Origin of the sequence: Colwellia sp. MB3u-41, assembly GCF_014076845.1 — a bacterium.
GTDB lineage: Bacteria > Pseudomonadota > Gammaproteobacteria > Enterobacterales > Alteromonadaceae > Colwellia_A.
The window spans coordinates 419,204-446,039 of the sequence record NZ_JACGUT010000082.1 but is presented as its reverse complement, the minus strand read 5'-3'; the positions used below and the strand labels follow the sequence as shown (position 1 = coordinate 446,039).

Here is a 26,836-nt window from a genome sequence, read left to right as displayed (position 1 = left end):
TATTTGTTAATTGAGTTTTAATTGAAATGTGCTTCAACTATATTGCTTGGCGATGTGTAATATTTTTTTTACCATTGCACGTAAACCATTACCACGCATCGAACTTAAATGACTGAATAAATCAATGTCAGTAAAGAAGGCGTCGATATTAAAATCGGTTACTGCTTGAGGGGTGCTTTTATTAAAGGCACTGAGGACAATTGCCGCTAATCCTTTAACAATTTGAGCTTCGCTATCGACAGCCATCAACAACATATTATTTATTTCATCATATTCGCATATTAGCCATACCTGACTTTGACAACCAACGATAAGATTTTCGTCTGTTCGATAGGATACGGGTACGGTAGGAAGCTCTTTGCCAAGGTCGATGATATAACGGTAACGATCTTCCCAATCATCAAAGAAACTTAGCGTGTCTTTGATATCTCCCGACTTGATTTTACTACCAAAAGGACTTTCTGATAAGCGAGCAATAGATAATTTAGTCATCAGAATAACCCTAGCTCTAATTGAGCCTCTTCCGTCATCATTTCACGACTCCATGGTGGGTCAAGCACTAGAATCACGTTTACTGTATCGACATTAGGCACTAGCCCAACTTTGTATTTTACATCCTCGACCAATACGGGTCCCATACCACAAGCTGGCGCGGTTAATGTCATGGTAATGACGACGGTATGACCATCTATTTTACAGTCATAGATCAAACCTAAATCAACAATATTGACTGGCATTTCTGGATCGTAAACAGCAGATATTGCCTTCCAGACATTGCTTTCCAGCACGGTGTTATTATCAGAGTTATTCCCTGATTGATCATCCGAGTCATCGCCTGATTTCTCTTCTGACAACTCAAAGACCAAGACAATAGGTTCAAAGCCGAGCGCATCACCATCAGTACCGTCAACGCGTGCCATATTACCGTTAATCAGCACGGTATATGCTCCACCTAATGATTGAGTTAGGGTGACAAAGGTATCTTTTTTAATGGTGATAGGCGTTCCGTCGGGCACTAATCGTGCGGGACATTCTCTGTTCACTAAAATTATTTTTCTTTCCATAATATGCTTCTGTATGCCCCATTATTTATTAACGACTTATCAGTATTCTTCAATTTTTTTGAGTGAATAATTAGACTGAAAAGCTTTCACCACAACCACATTCTGCTGAGCTGTTCGGATTAATAAACTTAATCACTTTGTTCAATCCCTCAGTAACACAATCAATTTCAGTACCATTAACAAAGGGTAAGGCTTCTTGAGTGATGTAGAGTTTTAGTTCATCGTCATTAATGGTGACTAAATGTTCTTCCGTGCTGGGTTTGTCAATAAAATCCAACACATATTTAAAACCATTGCAGCCACTTTTCGTTACTGAAAAACACAATCCAACTGCCTGCTTTTTTTTTATTTTTTGAGACAAAAAAACACGAGCACTATCACTTAAAGACACACGTGGCTTATTTGGTTCAAACGTCATTACAGTCATAATATTACCCTTGTTAATGTCAATCTTTCGTTAAAGGAATGTTCTCAATTTAGTCAATGCAGCAAATAACTTTGCCACTTCTTCTTCGGTGTTATACATAGAAAATGATGCGCGTACCGTACCCGAAATGCCCAGTTCATTCATTAACGGCATCGTACAGTGATGACCTGTTCGAACAGCAATACCTTGTTGATTGAGTAAAGTACCTACATCACTTGGATGCGTATCTCCTATGAGAAAAGAAAAAATAGCCGTTTTATTTTCTGCCGTGCCATAAATACGAATATCATCCATACTATTGGCTAACGCTGAGCAATAATTAGTCAACCGCTGTTCGTGTGCTATAGCGCCAACTCGGTCAATGCTGTTTACGTAATCGATAGCTGCTGCGAGTCCTATTGCACCCGCAATATTCGGTGTGCCAGCTTCAAATTTATAGGGTAATTCATTCCAAGTTGACTGTTGAAATGTGACCGTTTTTATCATCTCTCCGCCGGTTTGAAACGGGGGTAATTGCTCTAAATGAGCTTCTTTACCATACAAAACACCAATACCCGTAGGGCCAAATAACTTATGCCCTGAGAAGACGTAAAAATCACAATTCAGGTCCTGGACATCAACAAAACCATGACCAATGGCTTGAGCGCCATCTATCACTGTTATGGCATTAACTTGCTGTGCAGATTGCACGATTTCTTTAACCTGATTTATCGTACCAAGCGTGTTGGAGACATGTGTCATCGCAACAACCGCAGTATTTTTATTGAGTAACGTCTTATAAATTGAAAAATTCAGCTCGCCTTTCTCATTTATCGGCGCCACCACAAGTTTGGCACCGCTTTGCTGTGCTGCCACTTGCCAAGGCACAATGTTGGCATGGTGCTCCATTGCTGAAATAATAATTTCATCACCCGGCTTTAAAAAGCTTTGCGCTAATCCACTGGCAATTGTATTGATCGCTTCAGTTGTACCCCTTGTCCACACTATTTCATGAGCATGCTTTGCATGAATAAAGCCTTGCACGCTACTGCGTGCATTTTCAAACAGCTCAGTGGCATTATCACTTAGCGTGTGGGCACCTCGATGCACATTGGCGTTATTCGTATTATAAAATTGATTAATAGCATCGATGACAATCTGTGGCTTTTGAGTGGTTGCCGCGTTATCCAAATAGATTAAAGGTTTACCTTTAACTTTTTGATCTAATATGGGGAAATCTTGCCGAACTTTTGCAATATTAAACGTATTGTCTTGCTCAACGGCATCTATAGAAGACATCGTTATCTTTCTCCTTCGTGGTGTAATGAGGAAAGTAAGCTAGATGAACGCTGTGTAACAAACTCTCGCACACTATTGTGTGGTAGTTGTTCGACTATTTCGGCAATAAAAGCCAGGCTCAATAGACGTTTAGCTTCGACCCTTGGAATACCCCTAGATTGTAAATAAAATAATGCTTCACTATTGATTTGACCCACTGTGGCACCGTGTGAACATCTCACATCATCAGCATAAATCTCTAGTTCAGGTTTAGTATTGATGGTGGCAGTGCTTGAAAGTAATAAGTTTTTGTTACTGAGCTCGGCCAATGTTTTTTGAGCGTTTGGATGAATATGAATGCGGCCATTGAAGACAGCATTAGCTTGGTCATCCACTAAACCTCGAAATACTTCATTGCTGCTACAATTTGGCGCGATATGTTGCATACAAATATGGTTATCAATGGTTTGTTGATGGCGACCGTAAAAACTGCCTCGAATATCATTACTCGCATACTCTCCCTGCAAGGACACCGTAAGATCATTACGTTTCAATTTAGAGGCAAGGCTAATTTGATGTTGTTGATAAGTGCTATGATGCCCTTGTTTTACACGATGATTGCATATGCTCGTGACACTCTCATCAAGTTGCAGTCGGCTATGGGTGATATGCGCCTTGTCATTTACAAAACATTCAATCACAGTATTAACCATTGACGTGTGTTTGAGTGGTGCGTCTTCATGCTCGATTATTGTCGCTTTACTGCCGGTTTCAGCAATAATTAATAATCGCATCATGTTTGTTTTTGGCTGATCACCTTGTGTCAGATTTACGATGTAAAAGGGCTTGTCGACCTCACAATGCTCTGGGATATGGATAAGTAAACCATCTTCAAGTTGCGCACTGTTCAGGCTAGAAAAATAGTCGTGGTAGTAGTTATGACTGGTATCTAAATGATCAACAATGAGTTGCTGCTGAGCAGTATTAGCCTCAGAGAATAAAGTGCTGTAAGGGTTACTATCAAGGTGTGATAATCCATTCACAAACACACCGTTGACAAAAACTAAACGATACGCATTAAGGTCCTTTATTAAAGACTGCGAAAGTAATTCATCAATGTCGTCGTCACTTTTTGAATTGCGTACTTGCATACTTTGTACGTCAAGTTGCTCATCAGCTAACAATTCTTCAAGTTTAAGATATTTCCAATCTTCGGTTTTTTGGGTTGGTAATTGCAGCGCTTTTAAGCGTTCACTTGCCGCATCACGAATACCTTGTAACCACAGATTTTTTTGAGAGGTATGCTCGTTGCTAAAGTCAGTCGTTATTTGCTGTAGATTATTCATGGTTAAACCTTAAGTGGATTTGCTGATTGCTCAGTTCCACTTTCTAACCAACTGTAGCCTTTTTCTTCTAACTCTAACGCCAGCTCACTTCCACCAGATTTAATGATTTTTCCGTCGGCCAATACATGTACAAAATCAGGTTGCACGTAATCTAATAATCGTTGGTAATGAGTGATCAAGATAAAGGAACGATCGGGACTGCGTAACTGATTGATCCCATCAGCCACTACTTTAAGTGCATCGATATCTAAACCTGAATCGGTTTCATCAAGTAGGCATAACTTTGGCTCTAACATCAGCATCTGCATAATTTCATTGCGTTTTTTCTCACCACCTGAAAAACCTTCATTCACACCACGCTTTAAAAAGCCAGTATCTAAATCAACCAGTCGACATTTCTCACGCGCCAGCTTCATAAACTCTACCGCACTCAAAAGAGGCTTTTTTTGATATGTATGGAGACACTCAAGGGATGTTTTTAAAAACTCAAGGTTACTGACTCCCGGGATTTCAACCGGGTACTGAAAGGCAAGGAAAATACCTTCCCGTGCACGGTCTTCAGGCAAAAGTGTTAATAAGTCTTTGCCTTCAAACATGACGGTGCCATCGGTCGCATCATAGTTATCACGACCTGCTAGTACATTGGATAGCGTGCTTTTTCCGCTCCCATTAGGTCCCATAATGGCGTGAACTTCACCAGGTTTAACCTCAATATTTAACCCTTTGAGGATCTCTTTTCCATCAATCTTGGCTTTTAAATTTTTAACGTTTAGCATCTATTGACCTTATTATCTTTTAATCAAGTTTTATCAGTGTGGTAATACGACTGATGTCTGTTTCATGAATTTTTTGATCCTTCGACGCGCATTATCCAACGGCACCTTCTAAGCTGATCTCTAATAGTTTCCCCGCTTCAACAGCAAACTCCATTGGCAACTCTTTGAAAACTGATTTACAAAAACCATTAACAATCATGGATACCGCTTTTTCAGGATCGATACCGCGTTGTTGGCATAGGAATAACTGATCCTCACTGACTTTTGATGTTGTCGCTTCATGTTCGACAATCGCACTTGGATTTTTGCTAACAATATAGGGGAAGGTATGTGCAGCACATTTATCACCGATTAAGAGTGAATCACATTGGGTGAAATTACGTGCACCTTCTGCTTTTGGTGATATATTGACTAATCCTCGATAGGTATTAGATCCTTTGCCCGCTGAAATGCCTTTTGAAATAATAGTACTGCGAGTATTACGACCTAGATGGATCATCTTGGTCCCAGTATCCGCTTGTTGTGCGTTTCGGGTTAAGGCCACAGAATAAAACTCACCCACACTGTTATCGCCCATTAATATTACGCTCGGGTACTTCCATGTGATGGCGGAGCCTGTTTCTACTTGAGTCCATGATATTTTTGCGTTGGTATGGCAGATACCGCGTTTGGTGACAAAATTATAGATACCTCCTTTACCGTTTTCATCCCCGGGATACCAGTTTTGAACAGTAGAATATTTAATTTGCGCGCCTTCTAGTGCGACTAACTCAACCACTGCTCCGTGCAGCTGATTTTCGTCTCGTGATGGGGCTGTACAACCTTCAAGATAGCTCACATAGCTACCTTCATCAGCAATAATCAAGGTACGTTCAAACTGACCCGTGTTCATCTCATTAATCCGGAAGTAGGTCGACAACTCCATCGGACACCTAACCCCCTTAGGTATATAAACAAACGAACCGTCACTAAATACCGAACAGTTTAAAGCGGCATAATAATTATCTTTAACGGGCACCACAGAGCCCAGGTATTTTTTAATTAATTCAGGATGTTCGATGATTGCTTCTGACAGTGAACAGAAAATCACGCCAGACTCAGCAAGCTTTTCTTTAAAGGTGGTAATAATAGAAACACTATCAAATACTATATCAACGGCGACACCAGCCAGCATTTCTTGTTCATGCAATGGAATGCCTAATTTTTCGTAGGTGCGAAGCAGTTCAGGGTCAACTTCTGCCAAACTTTTAGGTGCATCATCCTGACTTTTGGGACTGGAATAGTAGGCAATAGCTTCAAAGTCAATTTCAGGGTAATTGACTTGCGCCCATTCTGGACGTTCCATCTCTAGCCACTGTTTGTAGGCCTTTAAACGCCATTCCAACATGTATTCTGGTTCATTTTTTTTGGCTGATATTTTTCGTATGACATTTTCATTTAACCCAGGATCAAATGTTTGCATTTCAACATCGGTGATAAAACCCGCGTCATAGCTGGAATTAATACGCTCATCAATAACATTGCTTTCGCTCATAATGATTAACTCTCTTTCTATAGGTTTGCAAAGTACGGTGTTACAGACCAAATCCTAAAAAACACTAATTTGGCATGGATCTATCTTTAACGGTTATTTAGACGCGTAGATGATCTCGATTGTATTTTGTGAAACGCTAACACCATAAAGAATACTGATTTAGTAATGTATGTCAGTTTATATTACACGTAAATTTAATACAATACTAAATTAGTATTTATTGTTGTTTGGGAGAGTGGGATGTTTACTTGGTGAGATAACGCTTAACCTTTGTTTTATATATTATAGAAAATGTTGCAACGTCCATTTTTTAGTTTTATTTCAGAAGTATCTTAGCGTTTATCTAATTTACTGAGTGGTTTAAGGAATAAAAAGGAATACTATTGAGGTATACTAGTAAATATAATTACTGACCAGATGAGGTGAGTAAATTTTCAAGAGAATACTTATGATAAGAATTAGCCGCATGGCCGATTATGCGCTGTTGGTGGTATTAAAAATGTGTGGTCGCGATGAGCTAATTACACTAGACAGATTGTGTCAGTTAACGACATTATCTCTACCTACCGTGCGTAAATTGATGCGGTCACTCATCCATAACAATTTAGTGGAATCAGTTAGGGGATCTCATGGGGGTTATAAACTCAGTAGTCAATCTGATCAAATATCGATTGCAGAAGTGATTGAAGCCATCGATGGGCCTATTGCATTAACAGAGTGTGTTAAGTCGGATGGCGGTGATTGTGAATTGGCAGATACGTGTGGATTACAAGGAAATTGGAATATCGTTAATCGTTTGATTTCCAATGCGTTGCACAACGTAACACTGGATGCAATGGGGCAAGAGCCTATGGATGTTAAACGCCTGAAGTCAACATTCATAGAGGTCTGTGACCAAAACGAATAAGTGCTCAGTAATAGACAAGCAATAATATATTTTTTAAACCAGCTCGCCAAATTGATAAGTGTTATTAGCTGCCTCGCCTGCTCTTTAGATAAAGACATTAATTCAGTTGTGTTAAGGTTAAAAGAATATTTACACATTTTAACTATAGAGCGTTCCAACCTCATCAATCAATAGTTTTATCTATCATTATCAGCAATTTTATTGATTATTGTTCTTATATTAATTTTCTAAGTACTTAATATAATGAAAAATAAAATGACGATATCTATTTTCCATATTGATATATCTTTTATATCCTTGGGGGAGTGTAAATTGGCGATTTATCGCTTATTAAACTGTTTTTACATTATTTAGAATTTAAAACAAGCGCCTCCTACTATGTGTAACATAGTTTTGAATATTGCTTTTGCTTATGATGGTTTATTATTTTTATTCAAACAGACTTATCTGAGGCGTTGTTCTACTTTGTGTGGGCAATAATTTGGGTAATTCATTATGTTTTGTATTTAGGTAACAGAGGATCTTTTTGATTGCCAAAGAATCCTCGCTACTCGCTATAACTTTAACCGCCATACAGATTGCTGAAAGGTTTCAATATTGATGTTAAAAGCTCATTTGAATTTTTGCGCCCAAGTTATTGACGGGTATTTTTTGGTAGCGTCATCCTATTTTCGTGCACCTTCTGCTTTTCTTGTTTAGCTTCATTGGGCGATAGCTCTGCTCTATATTTACTCTTTGGAAAAATATACTTCTGAACTAGGATTGCTTTGAAAACTGATAAAGCGTTATGAATACTAAATAAGCCAGTAAATTATTTAATATTCAGTTGGTTAACTTTAGTCGTGAGTTGGCAGGGGTATAAAGTGGGTATCACTCATGTAGTTAACGGTAATATCCTTCGAGAAAAAAGTAAGTAGAAATTAAATGAATTCTATTCTCAAGTGCCACGGGAAATCATATAGGACTCTCCCTTCGTGTCAGTTTAAAATAGTGGTTATAAAAACACTAACTTATTTCACAGGGGGGAGATCAAAATGGAACAATATAATGGTTTAGTTCACACCAAACCATGAGATCTTTAGGTGCATAAATAAGTAATAAATAGGCAATGAAAAAGATTAAAAGAAACTGCATTGCTCACTTAATAGGGAATCCCTAATGATAAATCTTCTTTATTATCAGCAATGGCCAATGATATGGTGATGGTCACAAGAATAGAATCCATATTTTCCTATTACAAGCTGATAAACCCCCTAAAACTTATAAAAATTCCTCATGAACATTTAATGAAAACCAACTAAATATTAAGCATATTGCAGTCCAGTAAAAGTAAATCACTCGCCCAAAGTTATATAGGCCTTTAATATCGGTGAACGTATCAATAAATTTTACTGAAAATAAAAAATTATCCTATTAAGTTTGTTTGCTATAGTTAAAAGGAGTCATATGAAATAATATCAGTTTATACAAATGATTAGGCGCAACATCTAACGCGTCAGTATGAAACATTTTATCGGTGTTTGTAGTACTGTGATATCACCCGTTTTTATAGTTAATTAGTAGGCGTAGCATGAAGTTTCATCAAAACACTTATCTTTCAGGCAGATGGGAAAGTCCCATCGAGAGTATTGAAAAAGCGAATCTTGTTTTACTTTTTGGGAACCGAGACCTTGTTAAAAATGAAGCGATAATGGCAGATATACGCTGCCACTACCCCAAAGCAGATATTATCGGTTGTACAACAGCAGGTGAAATTCAAGGAATAAAAATCTATGACGACAGCTTATGTTTAACAGCTATCGAATTTGACCATTCTTTTATCTCCGTTCAAAGCGCATCAATTACTAATAGCTCTGTACTTGAAGTGGTAAAAAATCTTGCTGATGGTCTTGATAAAGAAGGGCTTCGCTATGTAATGGTATTGTCAGATGGGCATCAAATAAATGGTACTGAACTGGTCAATGCTTTACAGGCTTCTTTACCTGAAGATATATTGATTACAGGAGGCTTAGCAGGTGATGGCACCAACTTTAATGAAACACTTGTCTGGCATAATAGTGCGACTGAATTAGGCCAAATTGTTTTAGTGGGTTTTTATGGTGAGAGGTTGTCGTTGGGCTATGGTTGCATAGGTGGATGGGATGCGTTTGGCCCTGACAGAACTATCACTAAATCAAAAAGTAATGTGCTTTATGAATTAGATAACCTTCCTGCTCTAGCTTTATATAAAAGATATTTGGGTCCACACGCAGATGATTTACCCGCCTCAGCTTTATTATTCCCTCTAGTCTTGAAAATTGATAATAAAAGAATGACAAGAACCATTTTGAGTATTAATGAAGAAGATGGTTCGATGACGTTTGCAGGTGATGTGCCTGAAGGCGCAACAGTACAATTAATGCGTGCTAATACTAGTAGCTTAATTGATGGTGCTGAAATCGCTGCAGAGCATGCGTTAAGTAGAATACCCGCTAATTACAGTAATGGCTTAGCCATACTGATCAGTTGCGTAGGTAGAAGAATAGTCTTGGGTAATTACTGTGAAGAAGAAGTTGAGGTTGTTAAAGATATTCTGGGTGAAAAATGGGCATATACAGGCTTCTACTCTTATGGAGAGCTTTCTCCAATGTTAAACAGTGAGGCTTGTGCATTACACAATCAAACGATGACCATTACTACTCTATGCGAAACAGATGAATAGGTTACTAAAGCGTCTGATAAAAAGACATTTACATGAATATGATGATCATAAAAGTATTAAAGACTTTATTAGTGGTATTGACGATATTTTTGCCCAACAGCAAGACGAACGTGAATTTATGGAGCGAACACTAACGCTGTCTTCTATTGAACTCAATGAAATTAATGTCAGTTTAAAAGAAAATCTCGCAAAAAATGAAAACATTCAGCGCCATTCAGAAAAGCTTATTGCTAAGCAAGATGCTTTATTTAATGCAAGTACAGAAGCTATTTTTAGCTTTAGTCCTGATAATATCATCGAAAAACTTAACCAAGCAGCCATTGATTTTTTGGATTTAGATGTTGATCGCTTAAATAACGGCGAAGTACTTACCTGTGATTTATTTCTGGCAAGATTAGTAAATCATGATAGTTTTTCTAATGATATTCAGCCAATAAGAGACAATGAATTAGCGGTAGTGCATGGCTTCTTTGAGACCATAGATCACCGTTCTTACGAGTTTTACTCTGTTCCCGAAGTTGTAGATGGTGATTTTTTTGGTCGAGTTTGGTGTTGTCGTGACATCACTGATGTTAGAAAAAATGAAGCACTGTTAAAGTATCGAGCTAACCATGACGCATTAACTGACTTACCCAATCGTTCATTAATTTTAGATGTGTTAAACCATGCCATCGCCATGGGGCAACGACATAACCTAAAGGTAGGTTTATTATTTATTGATTTAGATGACTTTAAAAAAATTAATGATACTGCAGGGCATCAAGAAGGCGATCGGTACCTTATAGAATTTGCAAATCGTATAAAATCAGCATTAAAGACGGGTGATATTTTAGGTCGTTTAGGAGGGGATGAATTTGTCGTGATCCTAGAAGACATAAATAATATTTCACATGTCGTTCAAATTAATGAACGCATTTTAGCGTTATGTAAAGTTCCTTTTTATATTAAAGATAAAAAATACTATATGTCGTGCAGTATCGGGGTGAGTTTATCGCCTGATGATTCAGTTAGCTCGGAAGAACTTATTCGTAAGGCTGATATGGCAATGTACCAAGCCAAAGAATCAGGGAAGAATACGTACCACTTTTTTGATAAAAAATTAGAGAAAATTGCCCTTAATAGCGTAATGATTGACGGCCAATTACGTGAAGCGATCAAAGAAGAAAATTTTGTACTGCATTATCAACCCAAAATGTGTTTAAAAGATAATTCTTTGTGTGGTGTCGAAGCGCTTATTCGTTGGCAAAAAACACCTAATGAACTTGTTTATCCTGACTGTTTTATACATATAGCAGAGAAAAACGGTTTAATACGAGACATTACCCATTGGCTACTAAACCAAGCTTGCCAAACATTAAAAAGTTGGGAAAACACTGCGTTAGCTAACATTCCAATGTCATTAAATATTTCAGCAATAGATTTTGCTGATCCGCTTTTCGTTGAACAAGTGTTTCAATTTATTGATCAGTATAAAATCAACCCAGCATTGATAGAGCTTGAGTTAACAGAATCAACTTTTTTTAATGATATAAAGTCAGTGCAGGAAAAAATTGATAAATTAAAGTCAAAAAAGATTAAGTTAGCCATTGACGACTTTGGTACGGGATTCTCTTCATTTGCTTATTTACGTGATATGGAGTTAGATTTTTTAAAAATAGATAAGAGCTTTGTACTTGGTATGCATAAGGATGAAAAATCTAAAGCGATTGTTAAAAGTATTATCGATGTAGGTATTAACCTTGGCTTTAAGGTTGTTGCTGAAGGCATTGAATCTGAGAGTATAATGGCGTTACTTACTAAGCAAGGTTGCCATATTGGCCAAGGTTATCATATGAGCAAACCGGTTACTGAAGAAATGCTTTTTCAGTTTTCTGTTAAAATGTTGCCATAGTCCTGATAAGTTGTGCATAAAAATCGATCATGTAGTTAAGGATAACGCAGAGTTTTTCGTTACACGACGTTATTTGGGAAGTCCGATCAATTAAATTAATTTTCCTAAAATGCTGCAAAGACTAAACAAGAAAGGGGGGTATAAACATACTCCCCCTTTTAAATAACGTAGATAAAATGACTCAGCCTTATTTAATCATCTTTTCTTTAACAGTCAAATAGCTGATATTTGTCATTTAAAGTTTTCCGCAGTAAAAATACGTAATAAAAAGGTAATAGCGTTTTATAACAGATATTAAAAGCGTAAAGTGAACAACGTTTATTGAACTATAATTAAGATAATTCTAAGGTTGATTTTTATTTATGGTAAATATACATAAACTTATCGGCATTAAAAACTTTATGGTTAAGGATAAATGATGATTAAACAACTACTTACTTTATTGACTATTTTAGTACTGGGCAGCATGTTTATAGCGCTACCTTCAGCGCACGCTGCTAAGGTAAATGTAATTTGGAGCGATCCTAGTAAATACCGAGATATTGATGCGGGAACGGAGGGTCGAAAGCGCTTTCAAGAAAATCTGTTTAGCGAATTTGAAAAACACTTTTCAAAACTTGCTAAAGCATTACCTGAAGATGAGACACTTGACATAGAAGTGACCGATGTTGATTTAGCGGGGGATGTCCATGCGAGTGGTATGAATCAAATAAGAATTATTAAAGATCTTTATTTTCCAAGAATAAAATTTTCATTTAAATTAATCAATGCCAATAAAGCCATAATTCATAGCGATATTGTTAATTTAAAAGATATGAATTTTATGGCGGGGGGTAGCTTAAGGTATAGGAATCAAGCGTTAGGTTATGAAAAGCAATTGCTTGATGAGTGGTTTAAAGACACGTTCAAAAATAATGTGGAAAAGTAAGACTCAACTTTTAAAAGTAACCCAAAAAAAGCCACCTTTATCATCTACTAAAGGTGGCTTTTTTAGAGGTGCTTTAAATAAATGGCTTAATGAGTAACGGTTGCACTTTCTTCAAAATTAGCGAGTACCGTAAAGAGTTTCTCTATTTTTTTTACCGTATCTATTAATGTTTGTTGATCTGAGGTTTTTTGCCAAAAGATCAAATCGTTCGCGACTTCTTCAACATAAGGCTGAAAAGTATTTGCCGAACACTTGAAGCCGGCGTCCTTTTTAAATATAGCTTCAAAGCTTGCTTGCTTGTTTTTTCTTAAATCAGCTAAAGTCGCATCAGCGGTTAACGATTTTTTTAAAATAATTGAAATATTATCAACGAGTTGCTTACTGACAGTTGCGCTCATGGTGTCTCTATATAAAATATTGTTTTGATATTACACTATTATGCCAAATTGATTGGGGTTTTGTTAGCCTCTCCAGCAATTTCTCTCACTAATTTTGGCATGAGAAAACCGGGTAGGGTTGCCATCATTTCTTGTACAATTATTTTCGCCTGGTTTTCAGAAACATCAAAGTGCGCGACGCCTTGCACGGGGTCAAACATATGCAAGTAATACGGCTGAATACCACTATCAAATAATGTTTCACTGAGTTGGCATAATAGCTTGGCATCATCATTTACACCTTTTAGTAAGACACTTTGATTGAATAAAGGAATTCTCGCAACACGTAATTTTTCAAGTGCCTGTTTGACATTAGCATCTATTTCATTGGGATGATTGACATGCAAAACCATCGTTGCTTTTAAGCGAGTTCGAGACAACATGTCTACTAACGATGTTGTTATACGCTGTGGAATAACAACAGGTAAGCGTGTATGTATTCGTAGGCGTGTAACATGCTTAATAGGCTCTAGTTGTTCGATAAGCCATTCTAAGTGTTCATCATTGGCCATTAAAGGGTCACCGCCACTAAAAATAACTTCATTAACTTCAGGGTTGTCTGCAATATATTTTAGTGCGGGTTGCCAACGAACTTTATTGGGACTATTTTCACTATAAGGAAAGTGGCGGCGAAAACAATAACGACAATTAACCGCACAACCTGACTTTATAATCATTAATACTCTATGCTTATATTTATGTAATAAGCCTTCAGCAACGGTATCGTGCTCTTCAAGGGGGTCGGTCGAGTAGCCTTCTGTGTTAATAAACTCATCAGACAGTGGCATCACTTGTTTAAGTAACGGATCGTTAAAGTCACCTTTTTTCATTCTAGAGATGAAAGGCTGTGGGACGCGCACAGGAAATAATTTTCGTGCTGAAAAGTGTTGTAAGTAATCTTGGCTGTTAATTTCTAGCATTTGTAAAAGTTTTTTTGGATCAGTCACTACATTACTTAACTCTTTTTGCCAAGAAGTGTGCAATTGTTCGCTTATTTGGGTTATTATCTGCGGCATTTGTAATTTCAATTTAAATCTCTGCGTTATCTGTCTGAGTATAAGAGAACATTAATATGGCTAATTTTAGTACAAACCAATTTAAGGCTGGCCTTAAATTAATGATTGACGGCGAACCTTGTAACATTTTAGAAAACGAATTAGTAAAACCGGGTAAAGGTCAAGCCTTTAGTCGTGTAAAAATTCGTAAACTTATTTCTAATAAAGTCTTAGAAAAAACCTTTAAATCAGGCGAGTCTTGTGAAGGCGCTGATGTAATGGAAACCGAACTAGCTTATTTATATGCTGATGGTGAATTCTGGCATTTTATGAATAATGAGACCTTTGAGCAAATTGCAGCTGATGAAAAAGCAGTTACAGATTGTATTAAGTGGTTAAAAGAAGGCGATATCTGCACCATTACTTTATGGAATGGTTCACCGATCACTGTAACAACACCTAACTTTGTTGATCTAGATGTTACAGAAACAGATCCAGGATTAAAAGGTGATACTGCCGGTACAGGGGGGAAACCAGCCACATTAAACACTGGTGCTGTTATTCGCGTACCTTTATTTATTCAAATTGGTGAAACAGTAAAAGTAGATACTCGTACCGGTGAATATGTATCACGCGCAAGCAAATAAACGTTTTTAACTATTTTACTGATTTAAATAAGTGTTTTCATGAGTAGCTAGCGTTATTTAGTGACTCATATTTATCATTATTTGATAACACCCAAAAATTTATATTAAAAAACCTGCTTTTGCAGGTTTTTTTATAGATAAACGACTAGTTTATTTGTCTAGTATGCAGTTTTAAATAATCAAATAACTCTTTATGATACTTACCCAACTTTTCTGCTTTTTTCTCTTTTGCGGCTTGGCGCACTAATTGACGGAGTTTTTGTCTTTCCATTGACTCATGCTCGCTTAGTAAACCTTCTACAAAATCACTTCCTTGATCAATAACGTCATCACGCATTTTTTCAAGTTTAATAAATTTGGCTGTCTCTTGTTGATGTTTATTAGCCATAACATCAAGCGCATGCTTAATGGGTTCTAAATCAGCTTCAGATAACATTCTAGCTAAGTGTCTAACATGACGACGTAAAGCTTCATGTTTATTTTTAATTTTATCCGCCAAAATTAAGGCGTCTTTAATATCTTCAGTAAAAGGAATTTTACTGCGCTGATGTTTAGATAAATCAATGAGCGACTGTCCAAAGATTTGTAACTGGATCATTTCACGCTTTACTTCTGATTTACTTTTTAATTCTTCATCTAATTCATCGATATCGTTAGCAGAGTCGGGCATAATATTCGTTATTAAAGTGATAATTATCGCTATTATACTCGTAAGTGCTTATGGTATACAGCGCATATTTTCTAATTTCCTGCATTTATAGAAGAAAACAATAAATTATGACTCAAACGATGAACGCTAAAGAATCGATGAAAGAACAATTAAGAGAAGTTGAGCAACGTGTAGCACAAGTGCTCGACTTAGCAAAATCGCTAGGAGCAGACGCGGCAGAAGCTTCTATAAGCCGTCAACAGGGGTTAAGTGTTGGCACACGTTTTGGTGAAGTAGAAACCGTTGAGTTTACGAATGACGGTGCGTTGGGTATTACGGTTTATCAGCAAGGTCGAAAAGGGAGTGCTTCAACCGCTGATTTATCTGAAGCTGCATTAAAACAAACGGTACAAGCGGCCGTTAATATCGCTAAATATACTTCTGTTGACGACTGTTCAGGTTTAGCCGATAAGAATATGCTCGAAATGTCGCCTGCAGATTTAGACTTATATCATCCAAAAGTATTATCAACAGACCAAGCGATTCAATTAGCCAAAGAATGTGAAGACAGTGCGTTAGCATTTGATCCTCGTATTACTAATTCAGATGGGGCATCTCTCGATAGTTTTGAGGGTTATAAAGTCTATGGTAATAGTAATGGACAAATTGTTGGTTATCCAAGCTCTCGACATAGTTTGAGTTGTGTAATGATCGCCTCTGAGGGAGATGATATGCAACGCGATTACGCTTATACTGTAAATCGTGATTTTAATTTAATGGACAACGGCATTGATATTGGTGTGCAAGCATCAAAAGAAGCGCTATCGAGATTAAATGCGCAGAAACTACCCACAGGAAAAGTGCCAGTGATGTTTCGTGCTGATATTGCCAATTCAATTTTTGGACATTTTATTGCGGCGATCAGCGGTGGTAATTTATACCGTAAGTCATCATTTCTCATGGACTCAATCGGTAAACAAGTTTTTCCTGACTTTTTAAATATCAGCGAACGTCCTCATATTTTAAAGGGGTTAGCGAGTAGTGCTTTCGACAGTGAAGGAATTAAAACTGTTGACCGTGAAATTATTGTTGATGGTTGTTTAGAAACCTATCTACTAACCAGTTATTCAGCACGTAAATTAGGACTTAAATCTACTGGCCATGCCGGCGGTATTCATAATTGGCAAATTAATGCCAAAGGCTCTGCCAATGGTGGTGACTTTGATGCTATGTTGAAAAAGCTCGGTACCGGATTTTTGGTCACTGAATTAATGGGACAAGGCGTTAATGTGGTTAATGGCGACTACTCACGAGGCGCTGCCGGTTTCTGGGTTGAGAACGGCGAAATTGCTTACCCGGTATCAGAAGTTACCATTGCGGGTAATTTATCTGATATTTTTAAAGGCTTAGTCGCTGTTGGTAGTGATGTCGATTTACGAGGCAGTATTTTAACGGGTTCATTGCTCATTGAAGAGATGCAGGTTGCAGGAAACTAATTAGCAATTTTCATCTTAAAGATAAGATAAAAACTAAGCATTGATGAGATCTTGAGGAAGTGCAAGATCTCAATACATCAATATTTAGGTAAGTGTTAAGTCAGTAATAACGTTGCTGTTCCTAAGAAAGCAAATATCCCCACGACATCAGTAATTGTTGTTAATATCACACTGCCAGCTAATGCTGGGTCAATGTTCATTCGTTTTAAAAACAGAGGAATGGCAACTCCCGCAACTCCCGCAGCGGTTAAATTCATCAACATCGCAAAAGCGATGACACCACCAAGCATTAAATTTTGTTGCCAAATAGCCACGACACCCGCAATTAATACTGCCCAAATAATGCCATTAAGAAAACCAACAGCCAGTTCTTTTTGCAGTAATATTCTGGCATTCGAGTCTCCAACATGACCTAAGGCAATGGCGCGAATAACCAGTGTTAATGTTTGGTTACCAGCAACACCGCCCATGCTGGGTACTAAAGAATTTAAAATGGCTAAAATCGCCAGTTGGCTTAAAACACCTTCGAACATACTCGATACAGCAACCGCTAATAACGCGGTGATAAGGTTAACTCCCAGCCAAATAGAGCGTTGCTGGGTACTTTTTAATACTGGAGCAAAGGTATCAGCTTCATCATCTAAACCGGCCATACTCATCATAGAGTGCTCAGCATCTTCACGAATAATATCGATAACATCATCAATAGTGATACGTCCAAGTAATCGGCCTTTATCATCAATGACAGGGGCAGAAAACCAATCAAATTTTTCAAAAATCTGTGCAACGTCACTATCAGATAAATGGGCTTGAATGGCTTCAATATCTTTATCAATTAACGTTGAAATTATAATTTCAGGTTTAGCGGTAATTATCGCGGCTAAAGAAACGGCGCCAATAAAATGATTGTTATCATCAACCACATAAAACGAATCGGTAGCTTCTGGTAAGTCACCGCGTAATCGCAGATAACGTAATACCACGTCAACCGTCACATCAGGGCGGATTGTTATGGTATCGGTATTCATGATACCACCTGCGGTATCTTCCTCGAATGATAAAGCCGCTTCTACACGACCTCGGTCTTGCGAGTCCATAGCACTTAATACTTCTTGATAAACACTATCAGGTAAAGTACGTAAAACTTCAGCTAAATCATCGACATCCATCCCTTCAGCAACTTCTGCTAATTTTTCAGGGCGAATGGTTTTTAAAATACCTTTACGAACTTCTTCGTTGAGTTCTTCAAGGACTTCACCGTGGTTGTCTACGTCAATGAGTTGCCATAAAACGGCACGACTTTTAGGGTGAGATGACTCTAATATTAAAGCAATATCATAAGCTGGCATGTTCTGTAGTAATTTTCGAACATGCACAAACATGCCGCTACCAAGTGCTTTATTGACTTGTTGCAGGCGTTGGTGGTTTTGTTGTTGCTCTGAAATTTCCGGCATAAAATTTTCCTGTGCCGCAGTAATACGAAAATTATATTTTTCATCTTAGTTAGGATGTGTTGGCTAAGATGTTGTAATGAATGATAACTTAACTTTATTTTTTATTCAGTATTTTTATTATTCATCTTCATCAAACTTATCAGAAAATAACTGACAAACATCAAAGAGGGCTTGCTGGGCATCTTCTCCTTGGGTGATTATTTCAACAGTTTTTCCATACCCCCCCGCCAGTAACATTAAGCCCATAATACTATTGGCATCAGCTTCTTTACCGTCTAAGCAAACCGTTACATTAGCATTAAGCTTTTGACTTAACTGGGCGAGTTTAGTGGCAGCACGCGCATGTAAACCCAACTTATTGCTAATGATTAATAATTTATTAAATTTTGGCATGCGATAACTATTCTTAGGTACTTTGTATTTTAATATCGCGATGATGAGATTGAACATCTTCACGCTCTTTACGTAGATTGTTCGCTAATATTTCTGCAATATAAACCGAACGGTGTTTTCCGCCAGTACAACCAATAGCGATAGTAATATAGCTACGGTTATTCCTTTCTAAGTGGGGCAACCACGTCATCATAAAACTGTTAATTTGCCAGATAAATTTAGTGACTATCGGCTGGCTCGCAAGGAAGTCTTGAACAGGTTGGTCTAAGCCAGTAAAACCTTTTAAGTCTTTTTCCCAAAAAGGGTTAGGAAGAAAGCGGGCATCAAATACATAGTCTGCATCTTGAGGTACACCATGCTTAAAGCCAAAAGATTCAAATACCACAACCATTGAGGCAGACGTTTTACCCAAAATTCGCTCGCGCACTAAGTCAGATAATTGATGAGGTGATAACTGGCTGGTATTTATATACAATCCCGCACGTGTAGAAATAGGTTCAAGCAGTTTTTTCTCTAAAGAAATCGCTTGGTCGAGTGGAATATTTTGTTTTATTAACGGATGTAAACGACGCGTTTCACTAAAACGGCGAATAAGATCAGAATCATCGGCGTCTAAATAAAGTATATCGAGCTTTACTGTTTTAGGTAGATAATCTAATATTTCTGAGACATCATTAGGGTCATTGGGCAAATTACGGACATCTAAACTAACGGCTACTTTATCATAGTCATTGATGACGGTATGGGCTAACGCAGGCAACAAGTTAACAGGAATATTATCTACGCAGTAGTAGCCTAAATCTTCGAGCACACGCAATGCAACACTTTTACCTGACCCTGAACGACCACTGACTATCATGAGTTTCATTTGAATTTTCCTGACTTTTTATTGTATTTATTAACGTGCAGCTTGCTTTATTAAATTAAAAAGCTCTTGCGAATTTTGACACTTTCTTACTTGTTTTGCGATTTGTTTGGTACTAAATACTTGTGCAATACTTTGTAGCGTTTCTAAATGTTGTTGGCAGTTCTCTTCGGGCACAAACAGCGCAATAATAATATCTACCCCGCGATTATCTATAGAGTCAAATTCCACCGCTTGTTCACTGGTCAGTAAAACGGCAATGACTTGTGAGGTATTTGACAAACGCCCATGAGGGATAGCTATACCGTTACCGATGCCGGTAGAACCCACTTTTTCACGCGCCATTAAACTTTCAAATAGCTGATGTGTATCAAGGTTCTCAATTTTTTTTGCCGCAGTGGCGCTAATTATTTCAAGGAGTTTTTTTTTGCTAGTCCCCTTAACGGCACAGAGTGTGCAGTCAAGGGTTAGGATATCTTGCAACTTCATTACACTACTTACATTCTTTGATTAGAGAAAAGATAAAAAACAGCATTAATGCTGATTCGTTTTGCCTTTGTACTTTAATATTTGCCGATCAAGTTTATCAACAAGACTGTCAATAGAGGCGTACATATCTGGATTTTCAGCTTTAGCATGTAAATCAGTGCCACTAAGATGAATCGTCGCTTCTGCAATTTGGTTTGATTTCTCAACGGTGAGAACAACATGAACATTATTGATATGGTCAAAATGTCGGGTCAACTTTGCCATTTTTATATTGACATTTTCTCGTAAAGCTTCGGTAATTTCAACATGGTGACCAGAAAGATTAATTTGCATAAGCTTAATTCCTCATCTTTTCGTTATAGTAAACTTTTTCGTTGGTTAGAAGGGGGAATAGAAAGTGACTCGCGATATTTTGCAATAGTACGCCGAGCAACATTTATTCCTTGAGTGGCTAATAAGTCAGCCATTTTACTATCACTTAATGGCTTTGCGGGTATTTCAGCCGCGACAAATTTTTTGATTAATGCACGAATAGCGGTTGATGAACATTCGCCACCACTTTCTGTCCCTACATGACTTGAAAAGAAAAATTTCAGTTCAAAAATTCCTCGTGGCGTATGCATATACTTTTGTGTTGTTACCCGAGAAATGGTTGATTCATGCATATCGACAGCTTCGGCAATATCATTTAGAACCATAGGACGCATGGCTTCATTACCATGTTCGAAAAAACCAATTTGTCGTTGAACAATACAGTTTGACACTTTCAATAAGGTATCGTTACGACTTTCTAAACTTTTAATAAACCATTTAGCTTCTTGTAAATTTGAGCGAATAAACTGTGTGTCTGCCGTTGACTTCATCGAACGAGACATCGAAGCATATTGCTGATTGACAGACAGCTTTGGTGCTGTATCAGGATTTAGTTCAACAACCCAACGCCCATTTTTCTTTTCAACAGAAACATCAGGAATAACGTATTGATCATCACTTTTGATAACACTGTCGCCAGGTCTAGGATCAAGTGATTGAATCAGGCGGACGACTTCGCGAAGTTGCTCTTCTTTTAGTCGAGTTTTACGCATTAACGTACGATAATCTCGGCTACCCAGCAGATTAATATGGTCACGTAACACCAACTTACTTTCTGCTAACCACGGCGTTGCGGGGTCAAATTGGTTAAGTTGAATAATTAAACATTCTGAAATAGAACGTGCAGCAACGCCAACAGGGTCAAAGAGGTTAATACGTTTTAGTACCACCTCTATTTCATCAAGTTCAACACCTTCAATGGCAACACTGTCTAGAATGTCTTCACTGGAAACGGTCAAATAGCCAGCATCGTCAACGGCATCTATGATTGCGGTAGCTATAGCACGGTCGGTTTCGGTGAAAGGGCTTAATTCCATTTGCCAGCGTAAGTGGTCTTGAATAGAATCTTGAGTTTCGCCTTGGTAAGTATAATCTTCTGAAGCGGGTCCCGAATTAGAACTCGCTGCACCTGCGGTGTAGTTGTCATCCCAGGTCGTATCCATGTTTAATTCTTCAGGGATATCATTTTTATCCATTGCTTCAGTGGTGGTGATCTCATCGATGGTGGGTGTAGAGTCTTCGCTGCCATCAGAAACGGCTTTCTCTTTAATATCACCTGCACCAGCTGTGTGAGCTTCTTCAAGATTGTCAGTACTTTTATCTTCAGCATTGTTTGACGATTCATCCATTTCTAGTAATGGATTATTTTCTAAGGCCTCTTGAATTTCTTGCTGAAGCTCTAACGTTGACAATTGCAGCAATTTGATTGCTTGCTGCAATTGAGGCGTCATGGTTAATTGTTGTCCTATGCGGAGTTGTAGAGTAGGGCGCATTTAGGTCATTAACTTCCTATTATTTTTAATTGAATATTGTCGATATACGAAAATATTATTAACTTATTAGCTACTATAGCGTGAATTGTTCACCAAGGTATACATCTCTTACATGTTGATTTGCAAGAATTTGATCTGCATTACCTTCTGCAATAAGTTCACCATGACTAACAATATAAGCATGTTCACACACATCAAGGGTTTCTCTTACATTATGGTCGGTGATCAAAACACCAATACCACGTTCTTTTAAGTGTAGAATAATTTTTTTGATATCACCTACTGAAATTGGGTCAACACCCGCAAAAGGTTCATCTAATAAAATAAATTTGGGCTCTGCGGCTAAAGCTCGAGCAATCTCTACTCGGCGACGTTCACCACCTGATAAGCTCATGCCTAAATTATCTTTAATATGACCTATGTTAAATTCTTCAACTAAATGTTCTAGCTTTTCTTCACGTTCTGCATTAGATAATTCTTTTCGTGTTTGCAAAATGGCCATAATATTATCGTAAACACTCAGTTTTCGAAAGATAGAGGCTTCTTGTGGCAAGTACCCTATCCCTTTTCTTGCGCGTTCATGCATAGGTGCTAACGTGAGGTTTTCATCATTGAGAATAATATCGCCACTATCACTTTCAACCAAACCAACAATCATATAGAAAGAGGTGGTTTTTCCTGCGCCATTAGGGCCGAGTAAACCCACTATTTGTCCTGCTGAGACTTGCATACTGACATTCTTAACAACTTTTCTGCCTTTATAAGCCTTAGCAAGACCTTTCGCCATTAGCGTGCTCGTACTCATAAGTTACCTTTTTCCAGAGTATTAGTGTCATTTTTTTTCGCTTGTACTTTTTCTTTAGGCTGAAAAATTGTCTTCGTTCGTTCATTAGTTTTACTCTCAGCATTTACATACTGAGTATCAATATTGTAAGTGATTTTACTACCACTGACTTCACTGTCTTCTTGTTGTAATAATGCATTTCCTGAAATGATCACTAAATTGTTTCCAGGCTCGTATCGTATTTCATCTGCTTGCAAATTAAGCAGAGTACCATCGGTTAACGTTTGTTCAAATGTTGCTGGTTTCCCTTTCGCAATATAGGTTTTTTCTTCGCTACCTGATTGCGTTAGCACTTGAACCAAGTCGGCACGAATAATTAATGAACCTTGGGTGATAACTACGTTGTCGATATAGCTGAAAATTTTATTTTTAAGATCTGCTGCTTGTCTTGATGCATCAATTTCAATTTTTTGTGATATATCAAATTTTTCAGCGAAAGCTGATGAAAGCAAGGCGCCTGATAATATTAAGCACAGTAGGCTATTTTTTAACAATTTCATAAATGGATTTCACATGTTTAGTTAGTGTCATTTGGTTGGTGTTTAAGTCGACAATTAAACCCTTACCATCGATGGTAAATCCTTTACCAATAATTTTAATTTCTTGTTCTGAACTTATGATGTTAGTTTTTAAATCAAGTTCAAAGTATTTTCCTTGAACTTCTTGTAATAAGCTATTTTGATCGGTTGCTACCAAGCGCACATGCTTTTCTAACTTCACTCGGTTGTTGTTATATAATATGCCTTCATTGGCAGATACCTTCCATGTGGGCGCATTATTTTTTGGATGAAGGGTGTATTGAGGAAACTCAAAATTGGTAATGTTTAACTCAGGATAATGTTCCATACGCTGTGCATCAACAACATAAGCTAAACTTCCTTCATTCTTGTAGACATTACTGTGTAAATTTTCAGCAATAAAGTCAGGCGTGAGTGTTTTGTCAATCGCTTGTAACTGTGGTATTGAGGCATTTCTCCATTCAATAATCCCATAAATAGCGCCCGCCAAAATAAAAAATACTAACGTTAAACTATACAGTCGATTCATATCATATACTCGCGCCACTAGCATTTTCTAAAGTATTTTGGCTAAGCATGATTAAGTCGCAAATTTCTCTAACAGCGCCAAAACCGCCACGATTAAAGGTTGTGTAATTCGCTATTGATAAAATGCTTGGATGAGCATCTTGTACGGAAATACCAAAGCCGACATAGTCGATACACTCATAATCAGGCATATCATCACCAATATAGGCAATTTCATCGAGCGCTAAATTTAATTGCTGGACCATCTTTTTCAAAGCGGGTAATTTGTTTTCCTCACCTTGTACTATGTATTTAACATTCAAGGCGGACATACGTGTCGCAACAATATTTGACGTTCGACCCGTGATCACAGCAACATCGACACCGCTAGCGCCTAATGCTTTTACGCCATAACCATCTTTAGTATGAAAAGCTTTTAATTCTTCACCATGGTTACCTAAATAAATACGACCATCAGAAAAAACACCATCGATATCACAAATCAGCAGCTTGATTTTTTTCATCGCATTAAATGCAGGGTCAGTAATTTCGCCATAGTATGTGTGCATATTAGATAAGACCTGATTTAAGTAAGTCGTGCATATTCATTGCGCCAATTGGCATGTTATTGCTATCAACAATGATTAAGCCATTAATTTTTTTGTCTTCCATAATCTTCAAACCTTCAGCAGCAAGCATGTCTTGATGAGCAACCGTCGGATTTTTTGTCATCACAGACTCAATCGTGTCTTGATGAATATCAAGACGTTCATCAAGGATGCGGCGTAAATCGCCATCGGTGAATAACCCTTGTAAGCAACCTGTTTTGTCAATAACTGCAGTCATCCCTAAACCTTTTAATGACATTTCCACTAAGGCGTCTTTAATTTTGGCTTGAGCATTTACTGTAGGTAAACGTTCACCACTGTGCATAATGTCACCTAATCGCAGTAATAGGCGTTTTCCTAGGCTACCACCAGGGTGAGAAAGTGCAAAGTCATCGGCGGTAAAGCCACGAGCATTTAACAGGGCGACAGCGAGAGCATCACCCATCACTAAGGTTGCTGTAGTGCTTGATGTCGGCGCTAAGCCAAGTGGACAGGCTTCTTGTGAAACGGCGACACATAAATGAATATCGCCAAGTTTTGCTAGAGTTGATGCAGGGTTGCCCGTCATCGAAATAAGTTTAGCGCCAATGCGTTTTATCACCGGCACTATGGCTAAAACTTCACCAGTTTCACCAGAGTAAGAAATAGTCAGTACGACATCATCGCCAGTGATCATGCCTAAGTCACCGTGACTTGCTTCGCCAGGGTGTACAAAAAATGAAGGCGTGCCGGTGCTAGCTAAGGTCGCAGCAATCTTTCCACCGATATGGCCTGACTTCCCCATACCAACAATGATCACTCTACCTTTACAGTTGAACATTAACTGACAAGCTTCTTCAAACTTTTGATCAACGTACTGGGTTAACTCTGCAATAGCCTGTTGTTCTATATGAATAACGTCTAACGCCAGTTGTTTAAAATTGTTCATTATTAGCCCATTTCTATTTTATATTAATCATTATTTATAGCGCGTTTTTTGTTATATTTGGCTAAAAAGTAAGATTTGATAAGCAACAAAAGCGCCAATCAATAATAAGCCTTTCATGCGGGTTATACGAAAACTGCCAGCTCGGCGAGTGAAACACAAAATAAATAGTAAGACGGTAACACCTAACATATACGGCGCATCGCGTGTTGCAGCATCTGAGTCTACTTCGCCTGGTGCAATAAGACCAGCAAGGGAGAGTACCGCTAAAATATTAAAAATATTAGAGCCAATAATACTCCCTAACGCTAAATCATCTTCTTTTTTAATGATACTCATAATGCTTGCAGCAAGTTCTGGTAAGCTCGTACCAATGGCAACAACGGTTAAGCCTATGACAAGATCACTAATACCAAAAGCTTGTGCTATAAAAACAGAAGACTCTACTAAATAAATTGCACTCATTGGTAAGAGAATCATACCAACTGCTAACCAAAGTATTGATTCGGGCTTACTTACCGCATCGGCTACTTCTTTCTCTGCTTCAATGATAAGAGGATCATCAACAGGTCTACTTTTAGATGCTCTTAGTGTAATTAATAGTAAAGCAATGATATAAACAAAAAAGCCAATAAAGAGAGATAAACCTTCGTTAAAACCAAAGTAACTGTCAGACAACATCCAATAAGCGAGCGCTGTAATGATTAAAATTAACGGGATTTCTCGTCTTACTGTTGAAGAAGAAACGCTTAATGGTTGAAATAGCGCCGTGATACCTAAAACTAAAGCAATGTTGGTAATGTTTGAGCCTATTGCATTACCTATAGCGAAATTCGGTTTTCCATCTAAAGATGAGGTTGCAGCAACCATCATTTCTGGGGCTGAAGAACCCATAGCGACAATAGTCAAACCGATAATCATAGGAGAAATACCAAAATTTCTCGCGAGTGATGAGGCTCCAAAAACGAACTTATCTGCACTCCATACTAAGGTAACAAGGGAAATAAGCAAAATTAGAATCTGTATTAACATTAAGGGCTCCTATATTGAGAGGGTAAATTGTCGCTGGTTGTGAAAGAAAAACAAAGAGAAATAATCGGATCTAAGGAAAAATAAGTAAAAAAGTGCATAAAAGGCTGTTTTTTTGTATTGGGTTGTTAAAAAAGCAGCGAAAGTTAATATTTCATTAAAGCAAAAAATATCAGCTGGGATGAGGATTTTACACTTTATTACATTTTTACACGCTTTATTACGATTTTTATTTACATTTCTAACGCAATTTTAATGACGTTTTTTGATTGCTCAGGTAAAAT

28 protein-coding genes are annotated in these 26,836 nt (G+C 37.7%); 6 read left to right on the top strand and 22 right to left on the bottom strand.

What is annotated here, in order from left to right; all coding sequences use genetic code 11:
• Positions 1-33: 33 nt before the first annotated feature.
• The 7 genes from H4J73_RS15820 to sufB form a co-directional block, all read right to left on the bottom strand.
• Positions 34-492 (bottom strand): SufE family protein, encoded by a 459-nt coding sequence (locus H4J73_RS15820; RefSeq protein ID WP_182177283.1) that lies wholly within the window; start codon positions 490-492, stop codon positions 34-36.
• On the bottom strand, positions 492-1,064 hold the full coding sequence (sufT, locus tag H4J73_RS15815) for a putative Fe-S cluster assembly protein SufT (protein ID WP_182177281.1): 573 nt from the start codon (positions 1,062-1,064) through the stop codon (positions 492-494). The genes H4J73_RS15820 and sufT overlap by 1 nt, the downstream gene beginning before the upstream one ends.
• Positions 1,065-1,134: 70 nt before the next feature.
• Positions 1,135-1,491 carry an iron-sulfur cluster assembly accessory protein gene (locus H4J73_RS15810; RefSeq protein WP_182177279.1) on the bottom strand — a complete coding sequence of 119 codons (357 nt, stop codon included), beginning with the start codon at positions 1,489-1,491 and terminating at the stop codon, positions 1,135-1,137.
• A 30-nt stretch (positions 1,492-1,521) separates the two neighbouring features.
• Positions 1,522-2,769, bottom strand: coding sequence for an aminotransferase class V-fold PLP-dependent enzyme (locus H4J73_RS15805; protein ID WP_182223569.1), 1,248 nt, complete (start codon positions 2,767-2,769; stop codon positions 1,522-1,524).
• Between the two features lie 2 nt (positions 2,770-2,771).
• Positions 2,772-4,094, bottom strand: coding sequence for a Fe-S cluster assembly protein SufD (gene sufD, locus H4J73_RS15800; protein ID WP_182223568.1), 1,323 nt, complete (start codon positions 4,092-4,094; stop codon positions 2,772-2,774).
• 2 nt (positions 4,095-4,096) lie between these two features.
• Complete coding sequence (gene sufC / locus H4J73_RS15795) at positions 4,097-4,870, bottom strand: Fe-S cluster assembly ATPase SufC (RefSeq protein WP_182177273.1); 774 nt, start codon at positions 4,868-4,870, stop codon at positions 4,097-4,099.
• 91 nt (positions 4,871-4,961) lie between these two features.
• Positions 4,962-6,404, bottom strand: coding sequence for a Fe-S cluster assembly protein SufB (gene sufB / locus H4J73_RS15790; RefSeq protein ID WP_182177272.1), 1,443 nt, complete (start codon positions 6,402-6,404; stop codon positions 4,962-4,964).
• Between the two features lie 448 nt (positions 6,405-6,852).
• Here sufB and H4J73_RS15785 point away from each other — a divergent pair, with 448 nt between their 5' ends.
• The 4 genes from H4J73_RS15785 to H4J73_RS15770 all read left to right on the top strand — a co-directional run bounded on the left by H4J73_RS15785 (position 6,853) and on the right by H4J73_RS15770 (position 12,831).
• Positions 6,853-7,311: an SUF system Fe-S cluster assembly regulator gene (locus H4J73_RS15785; protein ID WP_182177271.1), complete on the top strand. Its 459-nt coding sequence runs from the start codon at positions 6,853-6,855 to the stop codon at positions 7,309-7,311.
• Between the two features lie 1,570 nt (positions 7,312-8,881).
• Positions 8,882-10,012, top strand: coding sequence for an FIST signal transduction protein (locus H4J73_RS15780; protein ID WP_182177270.1), 1,131 nt, complete (start codon positions 8,882-8,884; stop codon positions 10,010-10,012).
• On the top strand, positions 10,005-11,903 hold the full coding sequence (locus tag H4J73_RS15775) for a bifunctional diguanylate cyclase/phosphodiesterase (protein ID WP_182177269.1): 1,899 nt from the start codon (positions 10,005-10,007) through the stop codon (positions 11,901-11,903). Before H4J73_RS15780 ends, H4J73_RS15775 begins: the two co-directional genes overlap by 8 nt.
• A gap of 418 nt (positions 11,904-12,321) precedes the next feature.
• Positions 12,322-12,831 (top strand): DUF3016 domain-containing protein, encoded by a 510-nt coding sequence (locus H4J73_RS15770; RefSeq protein ID WP_220459990.1) that lies wholly within the window; start codon positions 12,322-12,324, stop codon positions 12,829-12,831.
• 86 nt (positions 12,832-12,917) lie between these two features.
• On the opposite strand, the gene H4J73_RS15765 is transcribed toward H4J73_RS15770, so the two are convergent.
• Both H4J73_RS15765 and epmB read right to left on the bottom strand, forming a co-directional pair.
• Positions 12,918-13,229, bottom strand: coding sequence for a hypothetical protein (locus H4J73_RS15765; protein WP_182177268.1), 312 nt, complete (start codon positions 13,227-13,229; stop codon positions 12,918-12,920).
• A 38-nt stretch (positions 13,230-13,267) separates the two neighbouring features.
• Positions 13,268-14,284, bottom strand: a complete 1,017-nt coding sequence (gene epmB / locus H4J73_RS15760) for an EF-P beta-lysylation protein EpmB (RefSeq protein ID WP_182177670.1) — start codon at positions 14,282-14,284, stop codon at positions 13,268-13,270.
• Between the two features lie 56 nt (positions 14,285-14,340).
• On the opposite strand from epmB, the gene efp reads away from it, so the two are divergent.
• Entirely contained in the window at positions 14,341-14,910 is a 570-nt protein-coding gene (gene efp / locus H4J73_RS15755; RefSeq protein WP_182177267.1) for an elongation factor P, read from the top strand.
• A 145-nt stretch (positions 14,911-15,055) separates the two neighbouring features.
• Here efp and yjgA read toward each other — a convergent pair whose 3' ends face one another.
• A complete protein-coding gene (gene yjgA, locus H4J73_RS15750) occupies positions 15,056-15,580 on the bottom strand; it encodes a ribosome biogenesis factor YjgA (protein WP_182177266.1) in 525 nt (174 codons plus the stop codon).
• Between the two features lie 107 nt (positions 15,581-15,687).
• On the opposite strand from yjgA, the gene pmbA reads away from it, so the two are divergent.
• A complete protein-coding gene (gene pmbA, locus H4J73_RS15745; RefSeq protein ID WP_182223567.1) occupies positions 15,688-17,055 on the top strand; it encodes a metalloprotease PmbA in 1,368 nt (455 codons plus the stop codon).
• Positions 17,056-17,150: 95 nt separating this feature from the next.
• Here the strand turns inward: pmbA and mgtE are convergent, their stop codons facing one another.
• The 12 genes from mgtE to H4J73_RS15685 all read right to left on the bottom strand — a co-directional run bounded on the left by mgtE (position 17,151) and on the right by H4J73_RS15685 (position 26,555).
• The gene (gene mgtE / locus H4J73_RS15740) at positions 17,151-18,509 is read right to left on the bottom strand and encodes a magnesium transporter (protein ID WP_182177264.1); all 1,359 of its coding nucleotides are present in this window, start codon (positions 18,507-18,509) and stop codon (positions 17,151-17,153) included.
• 117 nt (positions 18,510-18,626) lie between these two features.
• Complete coding sequence (locus H4J73_RS15735) at positions 18,627-18,902, bottom strand: HPr family phosphocarrier protein (RefSeq protein ID WP_182223566.1); 276 nt, start codon at positions 18,900-18,902, stop codon at positions 18,627-18,629.
• 13 nt (positions 18,903-18,915) lie between these two features.
• Positions 18,916-19,770: an RNase adapter RapZ gene (rapZ, locus tag H4J73_RS15730; RefSeq protein ID WP_182177262.1), complete on the bottom strand. Its 855-nt coding sequence runs from the start codon at positions 19,768-19,770 to the stop codon at positions 18,916-18,918.
• Between the two features lie 30 nt (positions 19,771-19,800).
• Positions 19,801-20,256, bottom strand: coding sequence for a PTS IIA-like nitrogen regulatory protein PtsN (gene ptsN, locus H4J73_RS15725; protein WP_182177261.1), 456 nt, complete (start codon positions 20,254-20,256; stop codon positions 19,801-19,803).
• Between the two features lie 45 nt (positions 20,257-20,301).
• Positions 20,302-20,589, bottom strand: coding sequence for a ribosome hibernation promoting factor (gene hpf / locus H4J73_RS15720; RefSeq protein WP_182177260.1), 288 nt, complete (start codon positions 20,587-20,589; stop codon positions 20,302-20,304).
• A 23-nt stretch (positions 20,590-20,612) separates the two neighbouring features.
• Positions 20,613-22,121, bottom strand: coding sequence for an RNA polymerase factor sigma-54 (locus tag H4J73_RS15715; RefSeq protein WP_182177259.1), 1,509 nt, complete (start codon positions 22,119-22,121; stop codon positions 20,613-20,615).
• Between the two features lie 73 nt (positions 22,122-22,194).
• Positions 22,195-22,926, bottom strand: coding sequence for an LPS export ABC transporter ATP-binding protein (lptB, locus tag H4J73_RS15710; protein WP_182177258.1), 732 nt, complete (start codon positions 22,924-22,926; stop codon positions 22,195-22,197).
• Positions 22,923-23,465 carry a lipopolysaccharide transport periplasmic protein LptA gene (gene lptA / locus H4J73_RS15705; RefSeq protein ID WP_182177257.1) on the bottom strand — a complete coding sequence of 181 codons (543 nt, stop codon included), beginning with the start codon at positions 23,463-23,465 and terminating at the stop codon, positions 22,923-22,925. The genes lptB and lptA overlap by 4 nt, the downstream gene beginning before the upstream one ends.
• On the bottom strand, positions 23,446-24,012 hold the full coding sequence (lptC, locus tag H4J73_RS15700) for an LPS export ABC transporter periplasmic protein LptC (RefSeq protein WP_182177256.1): 567 nt from the start codon (positions 24,010-24,012) through the stop codon (positions 23,446-23,448). The genes lptA and lptC overlap by 20 nt, the downstream gene beginning before the upstream one ends.
• Before the next feature lies 1 nt (position 24,013).
• A complete protein-coding gene (gene kdsC / locus H4J73_RS15695; RefSeq protein ID WP_182177255.1) occupies positions 24,014-24,559 on the bottom strand; it encodes a 3-deoxy-manno-octulosonate-8-phosphatase KdsC in 546 nt (181 codons plus the stop codon).
• 1 nt (position 24,560) lies between these two features.
• Positions 24,561-25,526, bottom strand: a complete 966-nt coding sequence (locus H4J73_RS15690; protein ID WP_182177254.1) for a KpsF/GutQ family sugar-phosphate isomerase — start codon at positions 25,524-25,526, stop codon at positions 24,561-24,563.
• A 51-nt stretch (positions 25,527-25,577) separates the two neighbouring features.
• Positions 25,578-26,555, bottom strand: coding sequence for a calcium/sodium antiporter (locus tag H4J73_RS15685; protein WP_182177253.1), 978 nt, complete (start codon positions 26,553-26,555; stop codon positions 25,578-25,580).
• Positions 26,556-26,836: the final 281 nt, after the last annotated feature.

Bases quoted from the DNA above. Each gene is read 5' to 3' on its own strand.
- H4J73_RS15820 (WP_182177283.1), bottom strand. From the start codon at position 492: ATGACTAAATTATCTATTGCTCGCTTATCAGAAAGTCCTTTTGGTAGT.
- sufT (WP_182177281.1), bottom strand. From the start codon at position 1,064: ATGGAAAGAAAAATAATTTTAGTGAACAGAGAATGTCCCGCACGATTA.
- H4J73_RS15810 (WP_182177279.1), bottom strand. From the start codon at position 1,491: ATGACTGTAATGACGTTTGAACCAAATAAGCCACGTGTGTCTTTAAGT.
- H4J73_RS15805 (WP_182223569.1), bottom strand. From the start codon at position 2,769: ATGTCTTCTATAGATGCCGTTGAGCAAGACAATACGTTTAATATTGCA.
- sufD (WP_182223568.1), bottom strand. From the start codon at position 4,094: ATGAATAATCTACAGCAAATAACGACTGACTTTAGCAACGAGCATACC.
- sufC (WP_182177273.1), bottom strand. From the start codon at position 4,870: ATGCTAAACGTTAAAAATTTAAAAGCCAAGATTGATGGAAAAGAGATC.
- sufB (WP_182177272.1), bottom strand. From the start codon at position 6,404: ATGAGCGAAAGCAATGTTATTGATGAGCGTATTAATTCCAGCTATGAC.
- H4J73_RS15785 (WP_182177271.1), top strand. From the start codon at position 6,853: ATGATAAGAATTAGCCGCATGGCCGATTATGCGCTGTTGGTGGTATTA.
- H4J73_RS15780 (WP_182177270.1), top strand. From the start codon at position 8,882: ATGAAGTTTCATCAAAACACTTATCTTTCAGGCAGATGGGAAAGTCCC.
- H4J73_RS15775 (WP_182177269.1), top strand. From the start codon at position 10,005: ATGAATAGGTTACTAAAGCGTCTGATAAAAAGACATTTACATGAATAT.
- H4J73_RS15770 (WP_220459990.1), top strand. From the start codon at position 12,322: ATGATTAAACAACTACTTACTTTATTGACTATTTTAGTACTGGGCAGC.
- H4J73_RS15765 (WP_182177268.1), bottom strand. From the start codon at position 13,229: ATGAGCGCAACTGTCAGTAAGCAACTCGTTGATAATATTTCAATTATT.
- epmB (WP_182177670.1), bottom strand. From the start codon at position 14,284: ATGCCGCAGATAATAACCCAAATAAGCGAACAATTGCACACTTCTTGG.
- efp (WP_182177267.1), top strand. From the start codon at position 14,341: ATGGCTAATTTTAGTACAAACCAATTTAAGGCTGGCCTTAAATTAATG.
- yjgA (WP_182177266.1), bottom strand. From the start codon at position 15,580: ATGCCCGACTCTGCTAACGATATCGATGAATTAGATGAAGAATTAAAA.
- pmbA (WP_182223567.1), top strand. From the start codon at position 15,688: ATGACTCAAACGATGAACGCTAAAGAATCGATGAAAGAACAATTAAGA.
- mgtE (WP_182177264.1), bottom strand. From the start codon at position 18,509: ATGCCGGAAATTTCAGAGCAACAACAAAACCACCAACGCCTGCAACAA.
- H4J73_RS15735 (WP_182223566.1), bottom strand. From the start codon at position 18,902: ATGCCAAAATTTAATAAATTATTAATCATTAGCAATAAGTTGGGTTTA.
- rapZ (WP_182177262.1), bottom strand. From the start codon at position 19,770: ATGAAACTCATGATAGTCAGTGGTCGTTCAGGGTCAGGTAAAAGTGTT.
- ptsN (WP_182177261.1), bottom strand. From the start codon at position 20,256: ATGAAGTTGCAAGATATCCTAACCCTTGACTGCACACTCTGTGCCGTT.
- hpf (WP_182177260.1), bottom strand. From the start codon at position 20,589: ATGCAAATTAATCTTTCTGGTCACCATGTTGAAATTACCGAAGCTTTA.
- H4J73_RS15715 (WP_182177259.1), bottom strand. From the start codon at position 22,121: ATGCGCCCTACTCTACAACTCCGCATAGGACAACAATTAACCATGACG.
- lptB (WP_182177258.1), bottom strand. From the start codon at position 22,926: ATGAGTACGAGCACGCTAATGGCGAAAGGTCTTGCTAAGGCTTATAAA.
- lptA (WP_182177257.1), bottom strand. From the start codon at position 23,465: ATGAAATTGTTAAAAAATAGCCTACTGTGCTTAATATTATCAGGCGCC.
- lptC (WP_182177256.1), bottom strand. From the start codon at position 24,012: ATGAATCGACTGTATAGTTTAACGTTAGTATTTTTTATTTTGGCGGGC.
- kdsC (WP_182177255.1), bottom strand. From the start codon at position 24,559: ATGCACACATACTATGGCGAAATTACTGACCCTGCATTTAATGCGATG.
- H4J73_RS15690 (WP_182177254.1), bottom strand. From the start codon at position 25,526: ATGAACAATTTTAAACAACTGGCGTTAGACGTTATTCATATAGAACAA.
- H4J73_RS15685 (WP_182177253.1), bottom strand. From the start codon at position 26,555: ATGTTAATACAGATTCTAATTTTGCTTATTTCCCTTGTTACCTTAGTA.